20 protein-coding genes are annotated in these 20270 nt (G+C 55.9%); 4 read left to right on the top strand and 16 right to left on the bottom strand.

Annotated features, from left to right (window positions below; translation table 11 throughout):
- The first annotated feature begins 33 nt into the window (after positions 1-33).
- Positions 34-1128, top strand: coding sequence for a D-alanine--D-alanine ligase (ddlA, locus tag AB4N82_RS06340; protein WP_122764704.1), 1095 nt, complete (start codon positions 34-36; stop codon positions 1126-1128).
- A 55-nt stretch (positions 1129-1183) separates the two neighbouring features.
- Here ddlA and AB4N82_RS06335 read toward each other — a convergent pair whose 3' ends face one another.
- From AB4N82_RS06335 to AB4N82_RS06310, 6 genes are all read right to left on the bottom strand, one after another.
- Positions 1184-1906 carry a purine nucleoside phosphorylase YfiH/LACC1 family protein gene (locus AB4N82_RS06335; RefSeq protein ID WP_122764705.1) on the bottom strand — a complete coding sequence of 241 codons (723 nt, stop codon included), beginning with the start codon at positions 1904-1906 and terminating at the stop codon, positions 1184-1186.
- Between the two features lie 23 nt (positions 1907-1929).
- A complete protein-coding gene (gene ggt, locus AB4N82_RS06330) occupies positions 1930-3759 on the bottom strand; it encodes a gamma-glutamyltransferase (RefSeq protein ID WP_122764706.1) in 1830 nt (609 codons plus the stop codon).
- Between the two features lie 147 nt (positions 3760-3906).
- Complete coding sequence (locus AB4N82_RS06325; RefSeq protein ID WP_122752364.1) at positions 3907-6348, bottom strand: TonB-dependent siderophore receptor; 2442 nt, start codon at positions 6346-6348, stop codon at positions 3907-3909.
- A 102-nt stretch (positions 6349-6450) separates the two neighbouring features.
- A complete protein-coding gene (locus AB4N82_RS06320; protein ID WP_122752365.1) occupies positions 6451-7407 on the bottom strand; it encodes a FecR family protein in 957 nt (318 codons plus the stop codon).
- The gene (locus AB4N82_RS06315; RefSeq protein WP_099601919.1) at positions 7400-7927 is read right to left on the bottom strand and encodes an RNA polymerase sigma factor; all 528 of its coding nucleotides are present in this window, start codon (positions 7925-7927) and stop codon (positions 7400-7402) included. Before AB4N82_RS06315 ends, AB4N82_RS06320 begins: the two co-directional genes overlap by 8 nt.
- 99 nt (positions 7928-8026) lie before the next feature.
- Entirely contained in the window at positions 8027-8860 is an 834-nt protein-coding gene (locus tag AB4N82_RS06310) for an EamA family transporter (protein ID WP_122752366.1), read from the bottom strand.
- Positions 8861-9441: 581 nt separating this feature from the next.
- Between AB4N82_RS06310 and AB4N82_RS06305 the strand changes: the two genes are divergently transcribed.
- The 3 genes from AB4N82_RS06305 to AB4N82_RS06295 all read left to right on the top strand — a co-directional run bounded on the left by AB4N82_RS06305 (position 9442) and on the right by AB4N82_RS06295 (position 12236).
- Positions 9442-10590, top strand: coding sequence for a PIN domain-containing protein (locus AB4N82_RS06305; RefSeq protein WP_460104705.1), 1149 nt, complete (start codon positions 9442-9444; stop codon positions 10588-10590).
- A gap of 528 nt (positions 10591-11118) precedes the next feature.
- Complete coding sequence (locus tag AB4N82_RS06300) at positions 11119-11670, top strand: hypothetical protein (RefSeq protein ID WP_460104703.1); 552 nt, start codon at positions 11119-11121, stop codon at positions 11668-11670.
- Positions 11670-12236, top strand: coding sequence for an ImmA/IrrE family metallo-endopeptidase (locus tag AB4N82_RS06295; protein WP_177006926.1), 567 nt, complete (start codon positions 11670-11672; stop codon positions 12234-12236). The genes AB4N82_RS06300 and AB4N82_RS06295 overlap by 1 nt, the downstream gene beginning before the upstream one ends.
- Before the next feature lie 217 nt (positions 12237-12453).
- On the opposite strand, the gene AB4N82_RS06290 is transcribed toward AB4N82_RS06295, so the two are convergent.
- From AB4N82_RS06290 to AB4N82_RS06245, 10 genes are all read right to left on the bottom strand, one after another.
- Positions 12454-12675: a hypothetical protein gene (locus tag AB4N82_RS06290; protein WP_177006925.1), complete on the bottom strand. Its 222-nt coding sequence runs from the start codon at positions 12673-12675 to the stop codon at positions 12454-12456.
- A 199-nt stretch (positions 12676-12874) separates the two neighbouring features.
- Positions 12875-13789, bottom strand: coding sequence for a hypothetical protein (locus tag AB4N82_RS06285; protein WP_460104700.1), 915 nt, complete (start codon positions 13787-13789; stop codon positions 12875-12877).
- Positions 13790-14114: 325 nt separating this feature from the next.
- On the bottom strand, positions 14115-14648 hold the full coding sequence (locus tag AB4N82_RS06280) for a hypothetical protein (protein ID WP_460104699.1): 534 nt from the start codon (positions 14646-14648) through the stop codon (positions 14115-14117).
- A 693-nt stretch (positions 14649-15341) separates the two neighbouring features.
- Positions 15342-16334, bottom strand: coding sequence for an SIR2 family protein (locus AB4N82_RS06275; protein ID WP_460104697.1), 993 nt, complete (start codon positions 16332-16334; stop codon positions 15342-15344).
- Positions 16335-16725: 391 nt separating this feature from the next.
- Positions 16726-17349 carry a hypothetical protein gene (locus AB4N82_RS06270; RefSeq protein ID WP_219266393.1) on the bottom strand — a complete coding sequence of 208 codons (624 nt, stop codon included), beginning with the start codon at positions 17347-17349 and terminating at the stop codon, positions 16726-16728.
- Between the two features lie 137 nt (positions 17350-17486).
- Positions 17487-17912: a hypothetical protein gene (locus AB4N82_RS06265; RefSeq protein ID WP_460104695.1), complete on the bottom strand. Its 426-nt coding sequence runs from the start codon at positions 17910-17912 to the stop codon at positions 17487-17489.
- Between the two features lie 43 nt (positions 17913-17955).
- Entirely contained in the window at positions 17956-18558 is a 603-nt protein-coding gene (locus tag AB4N82_RS06260) for a tail assembly protein (RefSeq protein WP_122463550.1), read from the bottom strand.
- 12 nt (positions 18559-18570) lie between these two features.
- Entirely contained in the window at positions 18571-18951 is a 381-nt protein-coding gene (locus AB4N82_RS06255; protein ID WP_460104692.1) for a hypothetical protein, read from the bottom strand.
- A 105-nt stretch (positions 18952-19056) separates the two neighbouring features.
- Entirely contained in the window at positions 19057-19665 is a 609-nt protein-coding gene (locus AB4N82_RS06250; RefSeq protein ID WP_460104690.1) for a hypothetical protein, read from the bottom strand.
- A complete protein-coding gene (locus tag AB4N82_RS06245) occupies positions 19662-19970 on the bottom strand; it encodes a hypothetical protein (RefSeq protein ID WP_460104687.1) in 309 nt (102 codons plus the stop codon). The genes AB4N82_RS06250 and AB4N82_RS06245 overlap by 4 nt, the downstream gene beginning before the upstream one ends.
- Positions 19971-20270 lie beyond the last annotated feature (300 nt).

The raw sequence follows: 20270 nt of genomic DNA, 5'->3' as shown, positions 1-20270 counted from the left end.
TAAGAAGCCTTACTTTCAACAGTGAGGCGAGTCATGAGCAAGGTGCGGGTGGGGATTATTTTTGGTGGTCGTTCGGCTGAGCACGAGGTCTCGTTGCAGTCGGCGCGCAATATTGTCGATGCGCTTGACCGTGCACGCTTTGAGCCGGTCCTGATCGGCATCGACAAGGCCGGCCACTGGCACCTCAACGACACCTCGAACTTCCTGAACAACCAGGAAAACCCGGCACTCATCGCCCTTAACCAATCCAACCGCGAACTGGCGGTGGTGCCCGGCAAAGCCAGCCAGCAGGTGGTGGAAACCTCCGGCAACGGCCTGCTGGCACACATCGACGTGATCTTCCCAATCGTCCACGGCACCCTCGGCGAAGACGGCTGCCTGCAAGGCCTGCTTCGCATGGCTGACTTGCCTTTCGTCGGCTCCGACGTGCTCGGCTCGGCAGTGTGCATGGACAAGGACATCAGCAAGCGCTTGCTGCGCGACGCCGGCATTGCCGTGACGCCGTTCATTACCCTGACCCGCAGCAACGCCGCGCGCACTTCCTTTGAAACTGCGGTGAATAAACTCGGCCTGCCGATGTTCGTCAAACCGGCCAACCAGGGCTCTTCGGTGGGTGTGAGCAAGGTTGGCAACGAGGCCGAGTACCACACCGCCGTTGAACTGGCGCTGGGGTTTGATCAAAAGGTGCTGGTGGAATCCGCCGTGCGCGGCCGCGAAATAGAATGCGCGGTGCTGGGTAACGAAAACCCCGTCGCAAGCGGCTGCGGCGAGATCGTGGTGAGCAGCGGTTTCTACTCCTACGACAGCAAATACATCGACGGCCAGGCGGCCCAGGTGGTGGTGCCGGCTGATATCAGCCATGAAGCCAGTGAGCGTATTCGCCGCTTGGCCCTTGAAGCGTTTGACGTGCTCGGCTGCGCAGGGTTGGCGCGGGTCGATGTGTTCTTGACCGACGACGGCGAAGTGCTGATCAACGAAATTAACTCACTGCCCGGCTTCACCCGCATCAGTATGTACCCCAAGTTATGGCAGGCGGCGGGGATGAGCTACAGCGAGTTGGTGAGCCGGTTGATTGAGCTGGCGCTGGAGCGGCATGCGGGGCGTAAGGGCTTGAAGATCAGCCGCTAACGGATGGGATAAATACCTGTGGCGAGCCCGCTCGCCACAAGGGGGCGTAGGTTCGTCAGGGTCTACGAGCAATCCACGAATAAATCAACGTCTTCGCTTCCGCCGGGTGATGGGTTCTCCTGCGATAGCTGGCAAACGTCGGCGAGGTGCAGTAAGTGCATACCTCGCTCACGTCGATCTGCTCTCGCTTGATACCCGCCGCTTGCAGCAACAACAACCCATAGCCGCTCAAGTCAAACCATGCGCTACCTGCTTGCCTTGCATGGGGCGGGCTAATTTCCGGTGACCGCAGCGGTGCCGGTTGCTCCAAGCTCCACGGTGCCAGGCCGTGTTGCCACAGGTGCCCCTGGTCAATCTGGAACTCGGCGATAAACCCTTCGCTCACCTCATAACAGCACGGCTTGATCGAAGGGCCGATACCCACTTGCAACTGGTTGGCTGGTATCCCCTCGGCGGCAAAGCGCTGCATGACGTTGGCGATAATCCCGCGTTGCAGCCCCTTCCAGCCGCCATGTACTGCGGCGACCCGTTCGCCCGTTTTCGATGCGAACAGAATGGGCAGGCAATCTGCGGTGATCACCGCGATCGGGTGAGCGTGGTGCGTCAACACACCATCGGCCTCGATCGTGTTGGGTACCTGGCCCGCCTGCCATTCAATCACTGAGGCGCTGTGCACTTGCTTGCAGATGAACACGTCATCCGGGCGCAGTGGGTCATCTATCGAACAGAAACCGTGGTCGATGCCAGGGATGGCAGCGAGATTTTCAGCCTGATGCAAGGGATCACCTCCGTTCAATAAAGTCAGTCGCCGAGCGCTTCGCCTTCGCGACGAGGGTCGGCGCCACCGCTCAGCGATACCTTGCCCTGGGCGTCCCGCTTGAGCACGATGGCCTGTATGCCGCTGGTCATGTCGATCTCGCTCAGTGCATGGCCCTTGTCCTTCAACGCCTGCTTCAGCCCTGGGCTGAACAAACCGGCCTCCAACTCGGTAGCGCCATTGCGACTGCCGAAGTTGGGCAGGCTGATGGCGGCTTGCGGGTCGAGGTTCCAGTCGAGCATGGCCACCAGGGATTTGCTCACGTACTCGATGATTTGGGAGCCGCCCGGCGAACCGACCGTGGCCAGCAACTCACCGCTCTCGCGGTCGAACACCAGGGTCGGCGCCATGGCCGAGCGCGGGCGTTTGCCGGGTTGTACGCGGTTGGCTACCGGCTGACCGTTTTCTTCGGGGATGAATGAGAAGTCGGTCATCTGGTTGTTGAGCAAAAAGCCCTGGACCATCACATGGGAGCCAAACGCGGCTTCCACCGTGGTGGTCATCGATACGGCGCCGCCCATGTCGTCCACGGCCACCACTTGGGAGGTGGAAATGCGCAGTGGCGAACGGTCCGGCGCGTAGGCCATTTGTATGCCCGCAGGTTGGCCTGGCTTGGCGATGCCCATGCTGCGCTCACCGATCAGCGCGGCGCGTTGGGCCAGGTAGTTGGGCGCGACAAGGCCGGCGGTCGGCACCGGCGTAAAGTCTGAATCAGCCAGGTACAGCGCGCGGTCGGCGAAGGCCAGGCGACCGGCCTCGGCGATCAGGTGCACGGCCTCGGGCGTCGGCTCAAACCCGGCAGGCAACGCGCTTTTTATCGGTGTCATCGGTGCGATAGCCAGGCGCGGGTCGCGGGCTTCCAGGGCCTGCAACGTACCAAGGATCTGCGCGACCGCAACCGCGCCTGACGACGGCGGCGGCATGCCACAGATTTTCCAGCGTTTGTAGTCGGTGCACAGCGGTTCGCGCTCCTTGGCGGCGTAACCCTTCAGGTCGGCCTGGGAGAGGCTGCCCGCATTGCGATTGCCCTGCACTTTGCGCGCAATTTCATCGGCAATTGGCCCGTGGTATAGCGCATCAGGGCCCTCGTTGGCGATGCGCTTGAACACGGCGGCCAGCGCCGGGTTTTTCAGCAGCGTGCCGGTGGCTTTGAGTGTGCCATCGGCGTTCAGAAAGTAGGCGGCCATCTCCGGCGATTGCGTAATAAATCGGTCAGCCGCGATCAGGCTGTGCAAGCGTGGTGAAATGGCGAAGCCCTGTTCCGACAAACGAATCGCTGGCTCAAACAGCTCGGCCCATCGCAGTTGACCGGTCTTCTTATGGGCCATCTCCAGGGCGCGCAGCACACCGGGCGTACCCACCGAGCGCCCGCCAATCTGCGCGTCGGTGAAGGTCATCGGTGTGCCGTCGGCGTTCAGGAACAACCGCTCCGTCGCGCCTGCCGGCGCCGTTTCCCGACCGTCATAGGCGTGCACCTTTTTCCCGTCCCACAGCATGATGAACGCGCCGCCGCCAATGCCGGAGGATTGCGGCTCCACCAAGGTCAACACCGCCTGCATGGCGATCGCTGCATCAATCGCCGAACCGCCTTTGCGCAACATCTCGCGCCCGGCTTCGGCGGCCAGCGGGTTGGCGGCGGCGGCCATATGGCGTTCGGCGTGTTGAGTGGTCAGGTCGGTGCGATAGCCCGAGCCCAGCTCCGGTGCCGGCGGCTGTTCGTTGACCGGGGTGTGACAGGCCGCAAGGGCCAGGGCTGCGGCAATAACCGACAACTGACGGCGAGAAATCGAAAGCACGTGCTGAACTCCGTTCATTTTGAGAATGATCTGTTGTCCTTGGGGGCAGCGGTTTACAGGTGCGTCGCAGTGAGCACTCCGTGTGTGGGGAGGCTGGACACTAACAGTGGCAAAGGAGGGCGTCAAAAGCGGCCTACCCTGGGATAGGCCGTGTGGCTCAAGTGATCAGAAGTCCCAGCGGGTGGTCAGCATGAAGTGACGCGGCGCGCCGTAGATGGCGGAGTTATAGAAACCCACGTTGGTGTAGTAGTACTTATCGAATACGTTATTCAGGTTCAGCGTCGTCGACAGGTTTTTGGTGAATTGGTAGCGCGTCATCAAGTCCACCACCCAGTAGGACTCCTGGGAAAACGCGTCCGTCGTTCCTTTGGGCCCGTTGTAGATGTCCTGCCACACCGTGTTCTGCCAGCGCAGGCCACCGCCGACGCTGACTTTGTCCAGATCGCCCTTGAGCTTGTAGATGGTGAACATGCTCACCTGGTCCTCGGGCTCGAAAGTCGAGATTTTTTTGCCGGCATCGTCGCGCACCACTTTGTGGGTGTAGCCGCCCTGCAACTGCCAGCCGGGGGCGATTTCGCCGGACAGCTCCAGCTCATAGCCCTTGGTCGTCGCGTCGGTACCCTTGAAGGCAAAGTTGGGCGGGGTTGGGGTCTGGTTGTTGTATGCATCGTCGGGCAGGGAGCGGTTGCTTTCCTTGACTTCGAAGTACGCCAGGCTGGCGTTCAGGCGACCGTCGAGGAATTCGCCCTTGAGGCCCACTTCGTAGTTCTCGCCTTCGTCCGGGTCGATCAGCTTGCGGTTACGGTCGAGGTTGTAGCTTTCCTGGGGCATGAACACATCGGTGTAGCTGACATAGGCCGACAGGTTGTCCGTGAGGTCATAGATGGCCCCGGCATAGGGAATGAAACGCCCGGTCTCTCGGTAGGTGTCAGTGGTGCCGGTCAGGGTGTAGTCGACCACGCGCCCGCCGAGCAACAGTTTCAGATCGTCGGTGAGGTTCCAGCGGGTGGTGACGTACATGCCGGTCTGGCGAATGGTGTCGTCGGTGACTTGTGAGGCCACGCCCCAGTCCGGCTTGGCCAGGTTGCCGTGCCAGTTGAAGTAGTCGACCAGGTTGGCGGTGGGGAAGGTTTCGTCCCAGTAGCCCTTGCCCTTCCAGTGGGCGGTGCTGATGGAGCCGCCGACCACCAGGTCGTGTTCGCGACCGAGGAAGTTGAACGGACCGCTGAGGTACAGGTCGGCGGAATCGCTGGTGGTCTCGCCTTTGTAGCGCTGGGCGTTAATGTCGGCAGTGCCATCCGCTGCCGGCTGGTAGAACTGGATCGCACCCATCTGGGCATCGTAGCCATTGAGCTTGTGGTCCAGTTGCAGCTTGGTGACCCAGCCGTCGCCGAGGTCGTGCTCCAGGTTCGCGAACACCGTGCGGGTGTATTGCTGCCAACTGCTCCAATCGGTGGCATTACTGAAAGACCGCTTGGCGTCGTTGAGCGCACCCGAATAGTTGAACAGCGGGAAACTGCCGGACCAGGTCGAACCTTTGGGTTTGCTGTCCTGATAATCGGCGCCCACGGTGAGCAGGGTGTCGGGCGACAGGTCGAATTCGAGGATGCCGTAGAACACTGAGCTTTTGTTGGAGTAGCGGTCGATCCAGGACTTGTTGTCCTGATATGCCGCTACTGCCCGCCCGCGCACATTGCCGGTTTCGGTCAGTGGGCCGCTGACGTCCACTTCCGTGCGGTAGTGATCCCAGGTGCCCGCCGCTGTGGTGATATGGCCGAGGAATTCCGACGTGGGTTTCTTGCGTACCAGGTTGATGGTGCCGCCCAGGGAACCGGCGCCGCTGAGCAGGCCAGAGGCGCCTTTGAGTACTTCGACACGGTCATAGATCGCCATGTCGCTCAGGGTGTTGCCCGCCGAATAGGCCACGTTGCGCACGGCCGAGGGGATGCCGTCGTACTGGAAATTGTTGATCGAGAAACCGCGCGAATAGTAGTTGCTGCGGTCGGTGTCGTAGGCCGAAACGGTGATGCCGGGCGTGTGGCGCATCACGTCGTCAACGCTGTCGAGGGCGAAGTCATCCATGTGCTGGCGCGTGACGACGCTGATGGACTGTGGTGTTTCCCGGGGCGTCAGTACCAGGCGCGTAGCCGTGGCGATGGTCCCCGGGGTGTAGGAGCCAGTGCCTTCGGTGACGGTGCCCAGTTGGTTGCTGATCACCGTGGTGGTGCCCAGTTGCAAGGCCGCGCCGGGTTGTTCGGTGCGGTTCAGTATCACCGCGTTGGGGCCGTTGGGCTCGAAGCTCAGGGGCGTGCCTTTGAGCAGTTGGGCCAGCGCTTCCAGGGCGGTCATGCGGCCGCTGACGCCGGGGGATTCGACGCCCTGAGCGAGGTCCGCCGCGTAGGCAATTTGCAGCCCGCTCTGCACACTCAATTGATCCAGGGCATTGACCAGCGACTGACGCGCTATCGCGAAGCTGCGGGTGTCCGCCGCTTCGCGAGTGGCTGGCTGGCCTGCTGGCTCCACCGCAACCGCCGGGCTGCACGCCAGGCAGATGGCGAGCGCGAGCATGCTGCGGGCATGGGTCGGATTGAGTGTTGGAAAGTGCATGTGAGCCCCGTTAGAAATAGGAATGATTTGCAAAGGCAAAGTTCTTGACGGGTTGAACCTTCGAAAGCCGTAAAACTTTTCGAAGGTATCGGGGGCTCTGTGTCAGCGAATCACCAGGATGCCACCGGGCAGTCGCTGGGCGTGGGTGGACGTGACTTTACTCAACGCCTGTACGATCGCCAGGGGATCGTCCAACTGGTAATTCCCGCTGACCCGCTCACCGGCGGCGGCATCGTTGAATAACAGGATCGGCGCCGGGTAGTAACGCTGGATCTCTTTCAGCACCTTCACCAGTGGCGCGTTCTGGAATGACAGTCGCCCGTTGATCCAGGCCATCTGCCGTTCACTGCCTTCCAGGGACAGCGGTTGCAGTTGACCATCTCGTAGCTGTTGCCAGTTACCCGCCTGCAGCAGGCTCTGCTCGCCCTTGCGGTTGGCGAAGCGCACCTGGCCTTCACGCACGGCGACAGTGACCTCCGAGTCTCGCTGGCTGACGCTGAATTGCGTGCCGACCACGGTTACGCTGGCCTCGTTGGTCTCGATGCTCAGTGGGCGTTTAGAGTCGTGGGCGGCCTCGACGTAGAGCTCTCCACGCAATAGCTTGATGCGCCGCTGGGCGCCGTCGAAGGTGGTGCTGATTGCGCTGTGGCTGCCCAGCACGATGTGAGAGCCATCTTCCAGGTCAAAGCGTTCCAGCTGCGCGACGTCGGTCATGTGATCGGCTTGCAGGCGCATCGGCACGTCGGCCATCCAACCGATGCCCAGTGCGAGCAACAGGGTAGCGGCGGCAGCCACAAAACGTGTCTTGGGAGGCTTGGTGGTTACCGGGGAAGGGGGCAATTCAAGGTCGACGGCGAGGTCTTTCAAGGCTTGTTCGAAGGCGCGGTTTTCCCACAGCGTCTCCACTTCGGAATAGGCGGTGGCGTGCAGGGGATCGGCCGCGCGCCACTGCTCAAAGCGCTGACGGGTGATGAGGTTGCGCGCACTTTCATCGCGCAGGGCGAACCAATCGGCCGCCTGCTCACGTACTGCTTCGGGAATGACGGGACGGTCAATCATGGTAGGTCGTTTGCTTGACGCAGGCAGTGAGGGCTTGGCGCAGGTCTTTTTCCACCGTACTCAACGACACCTGCAGGCGCTGGGCGATCTCGCCTTGGGACAGGTCGTGCAGTCGATGCAATACCAGGATTTGTTGCTGGCGTTTGGGCAAGGTAGCGAGCACCTGTTGAAACCGCTGCAGTTGCTGCTGGCCCTGAGCCTGGCTCTCCGGTCCGGGTGCCATTGTGGGCACCTCGACAACCAGGCTTTCGGCCAAGTGGCACTCGTAGCGCCTTTTACTGCGCACACTGCGCAAATGATCAAAGGCCAGATACTGCGCAGTTTGATAAAGAAACGGCTTCAAGTGTTCGATCGGGCGGGTGTACAGCGCCTTAGCTACCTTCAGATAGGTTTCCTGGGCCAAGTCCTCCGCCTGGCTCGAACAGCCGACGACGCGCGACAGCATACGGATTAACGCACTGCGCTGCCCGATGAAAACGGCGCTGAGTTTTTCCTGATCCCCTGGCGTCCCTGTCTCCATGGCCCCTGATACCTTGATGCTGCATTGCGCGGATAGCGGGCATACTAATGAGAAGCTGTCTCATTTGATAGGGTGATGGAAGATTTGTTTGTCGACGCGTCAGCCCAGTCGCAACACCATCGCCCCGGCGGCAATGATGCACGCGGCCACGATGCGGGCGCGGGTCAACTGCTCTTTGAGCACCAGCGCCGAGATCACGATGCCAAACAGAATCGAGGTCTCCCTGAGCGCCGCAACCGTGGCAATGGGGGCCGCGGTCATAGCCCACAGCGCCAGGCCATAGGACGCGACGGTTCCGAAGCCACCTATCACGCCGGGGCGCCAGTGACGCGCCAGATAGCGGCTGAATTCGCGTCGACGGCGGGCCAATGCCCATGCGCCGAGTGGGATGCCGGTCAACAGGAATATCCACAACGTGTAGGCCGCCGGGGCACCGGATTTGCGCACACCTATTCCGTCGATGAGGGTGTAGCCCGCGATGACAGCCGCGTTAAGCAGCGCAAGGAGTATCCCTTTACGCTGACCGGCTGAAGGGGCTGCTGCCATGCTCAAAATACCGATGCAGATCACGGCAATGCCGAGCCAGGCAAACGCGGACAAGGATTCGGACAGCAGCCCTAAGCTCGCCGTCGCCACCAGCAACGGCGCGGTGCCCCGCATGATCGGGTAGGTCTGGCTCATGTCGGCAACGCGGTAGGTCGAGGCGACCAGTACGAAATACAGCACCTGGAATATCACCGACGCGCCGATGAAGGGCCAGCTTTGCGTCGAAGGCACTGCCAGGAACGGAATGACCGCCAGCGCGATCAGTGAAGCGAAGGACGCGATCATGCACGTGGTCAGCAGCTTGTCGTCACCCCCCTTGACCACTGCATTCCACGTGGCATGCAGCGCAGCGCCCAGCATGATGATTACGAACACATCAAGGCTCATGAAGGGATGTCCTGTGGGGTTCAGCGCCGCGTCGTGGAGGTAGACCGTTGCGAGTATGCCTCAGCACTTTTCTACAGGCATAAAAAAACGGCCTACCTTTCGGTAAGCCGTTTTTAGTACTTGGTGGTACACAGACATTTGAACTGGTTATGTAAGCTACTGTTTTTGTTGGTTATAAGTGTTTAATTTTATATGAGGGATACATAATGGGATACAAAGTGCTGTCTGCTGCGGTGGTTTTGGCCCGTTTCACGCTGGCTGAAAAAGCCGGGCGAGATTCGTTGCTTCATCCCCGACGAACGGTACAGCCATCTTGATAAACCCGCCGTGGGTATAAAGGAGTGGTCATATCACCACTAAGCTGATGGGCCAGTCCAAAAGCGGCAGGATCATCTAGCTCCTCACTTCTGAGGAGGTAGTGCTGGCGCGGTGTGGCACTTCCACTGCACAGAGGCGTTCTTGCCATTCCCCCTTGCCAGCACCACCCCGGAACAGGGTTGTGCCTTTCCTTCCCCTCGTTCTGTGGTAGTCCTTATCGTTTGGATCTATGCTGGCCACCTGAAATCAAGGAGTGCTGAGTTATGCCCAAAGGAATGCCCACCGCAGCCCAGTTGTGGGAGGGGGATGTCTCCTTCTTCTCATTGGACACTGACCTCATCCAAAGCGCCGGCTACAATTTCGCTGAGGGCGCATTAAAGCAGTTACCCAAACAGCTTCCGGACACAATGGCCCTGTATCTGTCTGACGTGGTTGTTCGCGAAATTGTGGCTCATCGAATGGTCAAAGTAATGGAGGCTGTAGGAAGCTTTAAAACGGCCTCGGGCAGCCTAAAGCGCCTAGCTACGGCACCGATGGAGCACATTGATGGATTATTCGACGGACTGGATGTAGAGCGAACTGCTTCAAAAGCCTTTCGGGATGAAGTTGAGGCGTACGCAAATAGCTGCGGTGGTGGTGATGTCCTACCGGTTGCAGGGAATGATCTGGCGAAGCAGATGTTTAACCTCTACTTTGCTGGCGAAGCACCTTTTGCAAAGCGGAAAGATAAGAAATCAGAATTCCCTGATGCTGCTTCCCTGTTGTTGCTTGAAGGACATGCAGAGGAAAAGCGCACGATGGGAATTGTTGCGTCCGGTGATGAAGGCTGGAGCACATTTGCAGATGAGTCGGATTATTTGTACTGCGTAAGGTCTATTGAAGAGCTTGCTGCTTTATTTGCTGCAACCGATGAGCATGCTCAGGCGGTAGAGCAAAAAGTCATAGATGCTGTGAAAACAGATGGCTCCCCAGTCAAAGACGCAGTTAACGACGCGCTTGTCGAGCATGTGGTTAACGCTTCATGGAGCGCGGATAACGTGGTTAGCGGTACCGTGTCACGTGTAGAGGCCGAAGTTAACGATGCGCAGCTCCGCTCGTTCGAAATTGATGCTGCCGAAGTCTGGTCGTTAAGTGATGATAAGGCAACATGGGTTATCGAGTTGGCGATTAAGGCCGAGGTAGAATTATCAGTATATGTCGATTTCTTAGCTTGGGATTCCATCGATCGTGAAGAGATTTCTATTGGCTCAGATTCATTTGCATCATCCGTAGTCATTGAAGTCCAAGCTTATCTGACATGTTCCGGTGTGCAAGGCGACTCCTCGCCAGAAGACTGGGATATCGAAATTGATATTGCTCAAGGCAGCTACGACTGTGAGCCCATGGATGTCGAACCTGATTTTTTCGATTAATTGATCTGAACTCCTTCCCCCAGTTATTTAGCCCGCGGAGGTGGCTGCTAAATAGTAAATTCAAATATGCCAAAAATCCAAGACATACTTATAGAGCATAGTCATAGCGGAACCGCTTAAGCGATCTTACGCATGCTTGCAAACTTTTGACTAGTTTTTTGCTCACAAGTAATAAGGAGTTAATGTATTGACGAAATGCCACACTGGCTCAGTTCACTAATGTCAATTGTGGGGTTGGTGGGGGCGCTAGCTAATTTAATGCTCGGGATAAGCAAGTCGCTCCCCTTGCTCCGATCTGGTGCTAGGCGGATGGAAGCATCGGTAAACTCTTGATGTTTAGTGCCGCTGCGCTCTCGAGTGCAGAAAGGGTTTGGGATCACGTAGGTGCGCCTGAATGGCTCGGATTTTGGTTATCGATCTAGCTCACTATCCTGACCGTCAAGTCAGGTATCGAAGCTTGGAGATGTAAAAATGCAAGCGGCATGTCATTATGATATGAAGGTACTGCCGATCTAGCTAGGGATAGAGATGAGCAAAGAAGCTGAGAAAAAAAAAGCAGGAAAAAGAAAGCCAGTAAACGTATCGAACAGTAGTTTGATAAGGATTGTGCAAATCGCGTTTGTAGCACTTGTAGGCTTTGCTGGTGGAACCCTGTCGCCTTGGGTGCTGGGGTGGATAAAAAATGTCAACGTCGAAACAGCCAGTGATGCATTTGCCATTGCTAATACCTACATTGTTTTTACCACGATAATATTTGTGGGTATTACGGTTCTTTTGGCCATTGCTGGATATGTTATTGCTCAGCAATTCTCTGCTGCTAAAAGTGCTCACGAATCTGAAATTATCGATGAGTTAATAGCTTGCGTCGGGAAAGACGAGGTCATGGGTGTTGGTATTATTACTGCGGTATTGGAAAATCCTGATGTTATAGCGCATCTAAATAAGCTTATGAATGATAAGTTTAATGAACTTGTTAAGGAGAAAGTTGTCGATAACGAGAATGTTCTCCAGTCGACTCTTGATCACACTGAGCGAATGAGGGCTCTTGCTGAAAGGTTAGCGAAGAGGAATGCCAAATAATGAATCAAATTATGCTCGCAAATGATGTTCTTGCTATGTATGAGAGGAATTCGCCTGGCAGACCTGTCATTCCGGTTGATGTTGATGAAATCGCTAGGTTGTTAGGTGTTGAGGTGAGGTATGACTATGCGCTAGAGCAGTTTGATATTATAGGTCAGATTATTTTTGAAGGAGATATTCCTGTTGTAACAATAAATCCTACTCAGAATTCATATGAGCCAAGAAGGAGGTTTACACTGGCTCATGAGTTGGGGCATTTTTGTTTGCATCGAGATAAGGTTTCTCAAGGCTTTAAAGATAATAGAAAGACTATGAGTCGAACTCAGTCTTATTGGGATATATTGGAGTCTGAAGCAAATAATTTTGCAGCGCAAATATTAATGCCGGCGAATCTCGTTTTAGATATGTCGGAATATATACTTAATGCAAGCCAGAGGCATGGTGAGGGTAACTATATGTATCCGGGAGATCTAGCTAGGCGCTTGGCTTCGGCATTCGTTGTGTCGAATAGTGCTATGGAGTACAGGCTGTTGAATTTGGGAGTGGTTAGAGAGGAAGATTTTTGAATAATGTAACTCAGTATTTTGATTTATCGCTGAGTAACAATTCAGGTTGTGCGTGAAGTTCGTTGTGGGCTATCTAACGGAGTGCTGAGTCTGGCAAAAAGTTTCCTAGGAGGTCCGTCATTCATTTTTTAAAATCTATCCTTTCTGGTAAGTCGATATTGCCAAGCGAGCGAGCCTTACAGCTTTCATATGACACAACTTTAAGGATGGGGTTCGGTCAATTACCCAGGCTGCCGGCGACGACCAGCTCACCAATACCCTGGCGAATAGACACCAGGTTCTCGTCGAGCGTTTCCAGTGCGCCGCGCACGTTGTTGGCGATGTCTGCCGATCCGCGCTGTTCGACCCAGTTGGAAAGCTCCTCCACTGCGGCGCCCAGTGCGAGCTGGTTTTGATTGAGGCGGTCGAACAGGCTGGCGATCAGTTTGGTATCAGTCATGGTGGCTCTCCGTGTTTCGAGAGAGCGTAGCACCGGCACCTGAAGACCCGTCTGGGGTCTGTCGGGGGTGTGAGACGGCCAGACAGTCTACTTTGACGCAGCACACACGGAATGAGCCTCAGACGCCCACCCAGCTTGGATTCCGTCTCATGCCTGTCTCTCATTCCGTCAAAGTGTGGTCAAAGTGCGTGCTCTACGCTTAGGTCCACTTCAAGGTTTTGGCATTTTTGGAGACAGCAGCGCTCCAAGGCCCTGGGCGCCGTTTCTGTAGCTCGGTGGCAATGCTGTATTGGGGGAAATGAGCAAAGTAAGCGAAATCGGTCAGAACTAGGCTCACCCTGAGATCACCATTTTCTGAGTAACCACGCTTTTCGAGTTCGGGAAGCAATTTGGGCATCAGGTCGGGAATGAACTGCTCCAAGCATTCGAGAAGATCATGCTCTTTGTCCATTTCCGTGATCGCAAATATGCTGTGGCCAGAAAACATATACCCTCCACCGATGGGAGCATATGTAGTGCCGTCCTTCACTTGAACAAAAGAGTTGTACCTTTTCTTTCGTAGCGTTTCGCGCTGATCGGATGTCAGCGTCTCTTTGGGTTGCATTCCACGAAGCGCCCAATGCTCTATCGATTCAGGCCAGTTCCTATGCACGACCTCCACAATCTCCGCGTCCGCAAAGTCGTCGTGTGTATACACATCGATCGCATAAAAAATGTCTGCGGTCACTCGTGCAAACAAAAGCGGCCCTGTTCTGTCCATGTACTGTCCGTCTAACACGGTGCCCAGATGTAGGTGATGTACTCCCCAGTCGCTGAGCAGAAGATCAGTTTTTTTTACCTTGCCTATAAGTTTGCTCAGATGGGAATTGAGATCCTTACCCTCTATCACGCTTAGCTTGATCTGTTCCCAACCCCGCAAATGTTCGGCTGGGCATTGAAAAGTATCAGATACAAGAACCTTTCTCGGCGTCGTGGTTATGCGGCGTTGGGCCGCGTTGAAGTAGTGAACAGGAACGTCCTCAGTGATGGCTTTCGTGTCGAGATCCCATTCTGATTTCATGATCTCCCTGAGTGTTTCGTGCCAGTCGGCCTTGAAGTCCATGATCAATTTCATAGGGGCGCCCTCCTATTTGCGCTTATTGATCCTACGCGCCCGTTGGATTTTGTGAAGGGCTTGCAAGCTTGTCGCACCACCTCCTTGGGATTGTTCGGCAACTGATCTGGTTGCCAGTGGAAACCACTGCAAAACCCTGGAAACCACAGTGGAAACCAGCGCCTGGCAACCATAGCTTTTGATAACAGGCTGCCGCACTGGTTCGCACCAGGTTCGCGTAAGAGGGTGCGAACCTCAGTGCAAACCACATTTGCTTTGCCGCGGCGCGACCGGATTTTATGGGGAGATACCCATAACTGTTTGAGCTTCTACGGCTGCTTGATCATCATTTCGGATGCTCGCAAGGAGAAATTTCCTTTTCGTCGCTTACAGAAAGGCCGCAGTCATATTTGCGGAACTCGATAACATAACCCCAGTCACGATTATCGAGACCTATGTAATTAGTGTGTTGTTCGCGCTGTACCAGCGGGGCTCCGCATTGTGGACATACGAGATCGCTACCTCGTATGAGCTCAGCGATCATGCCCAGTCGCTCTTGAAGAGCCCTAAGGTCCTCCTCCCTTTGAGCGATTTCTTGCAAATGAGTACCTCCGTCAATCTTCAATCGAGCAATCTCATCCACAGACATCCTAATTCGATCCGATAACGCCGACGCCAGGGCGTCTGGGGTTTGTGATTTCAGTGCGTCAATTCGGTGGTCTCGATCGGCCAGACTCTCCTTCAACAGCTGTATGACGCTGTCTTTTTGCTGAATAACACTTTCCTTCTGCTGAACGAGCAGGCGATAGAGGCCGAATACCGTCCCCACGTAGCCGAGGATTGAAGCAATTTGAGTGTATACAAGTGCGTCGATACTCATGGTGGCAAGGCAACTCTAGTGAGTGATAGGTAATGGCCAGCTTAGGCTTTGTTACTTTTTTTAGCGATGATGATCAGTTTCCGGTGAGTGTATTTTTCTCTCCTACGGCCAGCGACACTAGTCAGTCAGGCCATCTGTGAGTTTAGCCATTCAACTATGCCTCACGGGCCACCGGATCTACTGCTGGCATATCCCCGGAGTGCGTACCAACCATGCGTATCAGCTGTGCGCAATTTGCGCAGTTACTGCGCAGTCCAGCGGCCGTTGCTGAGGCTTGAGCATCTGCGGGCCGCCAGGGCATTACGCGGCCCAGTGCGTAAATATGCTGCGTGAGGGTGCGTGAATCTTGCCAGGGCACCGCTTCGCGCAGGCCAGGTGCGCGATGAGTGTGCGCGAAACACTGCGCAACACGCTCCAGCACGAAACTGGGCACCAGCCTTACATGGGGTTGTTTCGCAATTTGGGCGTCTTGTGGCAGTGACCAGCACCAATTGGTCACTGATGGCGGTCACCGCCCGGGTATCCAACGTGGATCTGCGTTAATCCGTGGATACCTGTTTGGATACCGGCAGGTATCGATCCAAAGCTCCCACTGGCAGAACCGAGAGGAAAGCTTGTTGCTGGTAGCTGCTAGTTCGATAGCACATTGGCTTCAAATCGAAACGAACGAAGGACGACGATTATTGATGCGCTTCAAGTCTTCGAAGGTGACGGGAACCTGAAGCTTCGCTGCATTTCCTTGGCCCTCGGTAGGCTTATAGCTTGGTACTTGGACTGCTCAATGCATCGCTCAGGCAAGGATAACAGTTCGGGGTATGCCTTTATCCGGCCCTCAATCTCGTCAGCGATACGCAGGTAGCACTCATTGTAGCTGTCTGCAACCACATGAATTACTTCGACATTGAGCGACTTCATTAGAGAGGTAACAGCTGTATCGTCGGTTAAGGACAGCCCCGCCTGGTAGTAGAATATCTTGCCTGTCTGGTTGGTCCGTCGGCGTTTGTGGAGCAGCAACCACCAGAGATCTATTTCCGTGAAGTCCATACCTAACCCAACGATGTGCAGATGGTCTCTTAGAAAATGGTCTACCCATGAGTAAATCCGTCGGTTACTTTCGAATTCGATCACACCGTTCTTGACCGGGGATGAAAGTCGGTAGCCGAGCGTCTTGATCTTCACACCTTCAGTGACGTAATTACGTATCTTCTGCAGGCTGCCTGCGTACTGGTCATATCCCAACACCATCGAACTGGGTCTAGCTGAGTCACCGTGAACATGCCATATATCCTTGGCGCCTGCCTGATAGCGGCGGAACAGGCTGTAACGGGTTTCGGGGTAAAGAAAAGCCGGGTTATAGAGAGGCCCTACAAAGGCTTCCTCAATCGTAAAGTCGTAATTTGTGGTGAGGATGGTTTTGAACGGATTGCAGATCCTATGATGCGCCTCGATAGGGGTGATCTGCTCCAGCAGCTTTGCGAATGCCACTTTGACGTCGTGCTCAGTATGTCGGAATACACCCTCTGAGCGAGCGCAGAGCTCTTCGATGAACATTGAAAGAGGCTTTGAGCCCAGATGGTGGACTAGCTCGTCAGCGTCAAACTGGGCCGCAAGCTCCCGCAGGATCTGCGTCCAATCCTTCTGTAGTGCGGCCCGATTGACGCCATTCCCTAGCAGCAGACTATGCATGAAATCCTCGTTCTTGGTATGTACGCCGCAGGCAACTCATCCGTTCTCTTTTGGCAGCGCTGCGCTAGTTAAGTCGGAACGGCATTTTGACAAGCTTAACGACTTAAGGCGTTTTGCGCTGCCACTCTGCACGGCAGTGATGTTCCGGTGAAGCGGGAGGTCATAGATCAAATCGACCTTATTCGTTACCACGTTGGTTGGGCGGACGTTTCAGCCAGTCACGACAGGCAGAAATCGACCGATTCCTTCCGATTGGTCAGCGCCAGCGACTTAACAAAACTTAACCTTTTTTCAGGTCGAGAACTTGTCAAAACTTGACATCAAGTTTCTAAATTCACTGAACCCCAGAAGCTCAGGTAGGGCGGGTTCAGTGAAATGATTGGGTGAAAACCTACTTTTTGTCTGTGATGGCCGAAATACCTTTGATCTGGAACCATTTCTTTGAGGGCAAAAGTGGTGAGCGGAATCGGTTTCCGCTAACTCTCGTGGCTGTTTGAATTAACAGATCCATCGCGGCAGCAAGACCGTCTTCTTTGTAGGCGGTCGACTTGCTGCCTTCCGTAAGGCATGGAGTGCTTGGATGCTTGGTTTCCTCTAGGTAGTCATCGAAGGTATCGCGCGCAACAGCCATACCGTAAATTCGCCAAGCATATTTCTTACCCAGATAGTGACCGTCAGTCGCGTTATGTTGGACGCGATCCCTAGATTTTTGAGTTTCGACGGAACGCTTTTCTTCACCGAGCAGACGTGCAACGTAGTGACTTTTGAACTGGTCAACATCGTCAGCCTTAGCAGTTGCGGAAATATCCACCCAGTTCGCATTATCTTCGACAGTGAAGCCAATATTGTATCTCTGGCCTTCTTCGAGAACGGGCTCGTGATTCGCAATAAACTGATAGACCGTATTCGTATTTTCCGGTGTGAAACTGTGTAGGTACTTCCCATCGGGATGCGGGACTATTCTATAGTTTGTAATAATAAGAGTCGGTGTAGTATGTAGTTCACGAGATTTCATTTACTCTTCCTTGATGATAAGTGGGCTAAATGCCCGTACTGGATGCGCTTAGCGAAACAGACGATTTGGTCTGAGTGAGACCATATCGTCTGTCTCAAAGCGTGACAAAGCCGCCCGAAAGCGGCCCTATCTTTTCGCTACAGCGTCGTGGGGAGAATGTCTAAAACACCGTCACCGCTTGTTGATATTCGGTAGTTTTTCACCTTTCCGCCACTGACGATTGCCTCTCGCTCTTGTCGGTCCGCGCCCATCCCGCAGATACCGCTTCCTTGATATGCCGCACCGACAACAACAGACCCCGCTGGGACGTGGAGGGAAACCCTCTCTCCAGGCTTGAGTAATGCCGCCACTTTTCCGTCTACGAAAAGGCCAACCGAGCAAAGGCTTCCCGTATGGCCCGAGTCGCGGGTCACCGACAACGTGCCTGTGCCTGGCACGTCTTTCTGGTATGCAAGAACCCTTTCAGGCGGTACCGCGACAGCGTTTTTGATTGGCACCGGAGAAGTGGCACATCCTGCCAGAAGGGCGGCAAATAGTGCTGTTGTTGCAGCGATCCTCAGCATGAGAGCTCCTTTTCATGAGATGCAACAATAGCACTGTCTAAGTTCAGACTTGATCCTCGGCATAAATTGCGGCGCTGATGATCGCGCCGCCCCACCGCCGGTGGCCAATGCAAAGCGGTACCGGGTTGCCTGAGGCTGTGGTGTTTTTCGCTGATCCGAATGCGTACCCGGGCACGTTCTCCGGCGCTGCGCTGGTCTTGAGGCCACCAGCCTGTGGGCTGAGCATTTGGATAATGCCGCCGATGGACATTGCAGCGCCTGCCGAATACAGAAAAGGTGACGCAGCAGCGAACGGCGTGAAAGACAGTACGTATGCTGCTGCAATCAATATCCCGCCGACGATTGTCTGAAGGGAACCCGCGCGTTTACTACCTGTAATTACTGGTGCAATGGTGATGTCGCCGGTTCCGTTGTAGTTCAACTCCTTCTCGCCAATATTCCGTTTTTCGCGGAACACTGCGAACTCTAAACCTCGGGATTTGGCGTTCGATATATAGCGCTCAAATCCGGGGATCTGAACGCATAAGGCTTTGACGGCTTCCGCTGGGGTACGTACAGCCAATGGATAGGACTTGCCGAACTGGCGAAGGGCACCGCGAAGCTTGAAGTTGATGACAGGGGTGTATTCGATCACTGAAGCGGCCATGGTCTGTTTCTCCTACTTGTCGTTGGTGGCGTGGGTTGGTACTCCGGCGCCGATCTGCATGGCGAGCATCATTCGGGATGCCATGGCGTCGTCACGGATAGCCTTTTCGCGGCGTGGGTCTGGGTTCCATGCCCAGCAGTGAATCGCCTGGTAAGCGCGAGCCCCGCGGAATGTCCCGCGCAATAGGTCGGCTGAGATCCTTCCCTCATCCTCTGTGAAAAATGGCCCGTCGATGGTCACCTTCTGCCCATCACGGACGTGTTGCACTTCCCAGACGAGGTAGCCGCCATTCATGTTTGGGACGACTGCAAAATCCATGATTTTGCACGCCTCCGCGAAGCGGTCCAGGTACGTGGGCACCTGGCCCGTTGTATTGCTGTTTTGGTCTGTCATGTTTCCTCTATGCGCCGCGGGCGCCGGTCATGGGCAGTTGCCCGGTGGTGTTGCTCGGTGTCGCGCCACGTTTTCGTGATTCGCAAAACGTGGCGCTGAAAATGGTCAGTTGCCGACGATGCTCAGGGCTGGCGGCAGCTTCGGGCCGAACGGCGCACCAGGGGCGAATGGGTCGGGCAGTTGGTCTTCTGGGCATTCCCTGATGAACCGGATCATGGCGGCGTGGCAGGCTTGACACAGCGGGCCACCGGCGCCCCATTCGTCGCTCTTGCGGTCGGCGCTGTCCTCCAGTTGGGATAGGTAGGCCAGTCCGCGAAGGCTGGTGTCACCGTCTGCGCTGGCCCGATGGCGATGTACTGGGTTGACGCCCAGCAGGTCGCACATCTGGTCGAAGCCCAGAGCCTGCGTCAGCCCCTCGCGGTCGAACATTAGTGATTGGCCAAACCCTGCGAGTGCGCTCCACGCTCCGCTGCGGGTGGCCTCTTGGTGTTTCTGGGCTTGCTCCTCCAATTCAGCAATGGCCTGCCGGGTGAAGGGGAGGAATGCTTTCAATTTGCCCGCCTGCCGGCGAAGGGCTCGCCGTTCACTGCGTATAACGTCGACCTGGTCAGCAATGGCGCGACAGATCCGCCGGGTGGTGATGAGCTGCGTGGCGGCGCTGACGCCTGGCTTCAAAGCGATGTTGCACAAGCGGGTGATAAGGCTGGGCGTCATTGGTGCGCCTCCATAGGTGTGGCGTCGTAGCTGGCGCGCAGGTGAGCGCCAGCCGTGCAATAGCGGCCGGTGGGCGCGTAGCAGCTCCTACAATCCATGACGTGATTGAGGTAGTGGTCACGGGCCTTTCGCCATTCGGGCGTGGCCGTTGCGGCGCTTGCGTGTGGGCTTGTGATGAGTCGGGGAGTGCGCTCGACAGGGCTGGCCAGCACCAGGCGTGGGCGAGGCCGGCTATCCATTTTTGGCGTGTCGGTGCTGGCAATGGCTGGCGGCATGTGATCGAGCAAGCCGGAAAGGAGACTCATGGCGTCACCTCGGCCTGATTGCTCCATTGCCCATATGTGTCTCTAGAAAAAAATCGGGGGAACGGGGGAACAGTGGGAACAGCCAATGTTTCCGGAGCTTTCAGAGGGGGTTTCTGTTCCCCACGTTTTTTTGTGGGGAACGGTGATAACCAAATTCTCGAAAGCGCAGACACGCTTATATTCAAAAACATGTTTGTGTTCCCCCTGTTCCCCATACATTCAATAAGGGGGAACGGCCACAGCCCACGGTTTTACTGGCTGTTCCCCCGTTCCCCCTGTTCCCCACGTTTATAGGTTCCT

This window comes from Pseudomonas sp. H1_D04 (genome assembly GCF_054683855.1).
Note: the sequence above shows the minus strand (reverse complement) of the source record. Positions and strands in the feature narration are given on the sequence as shown.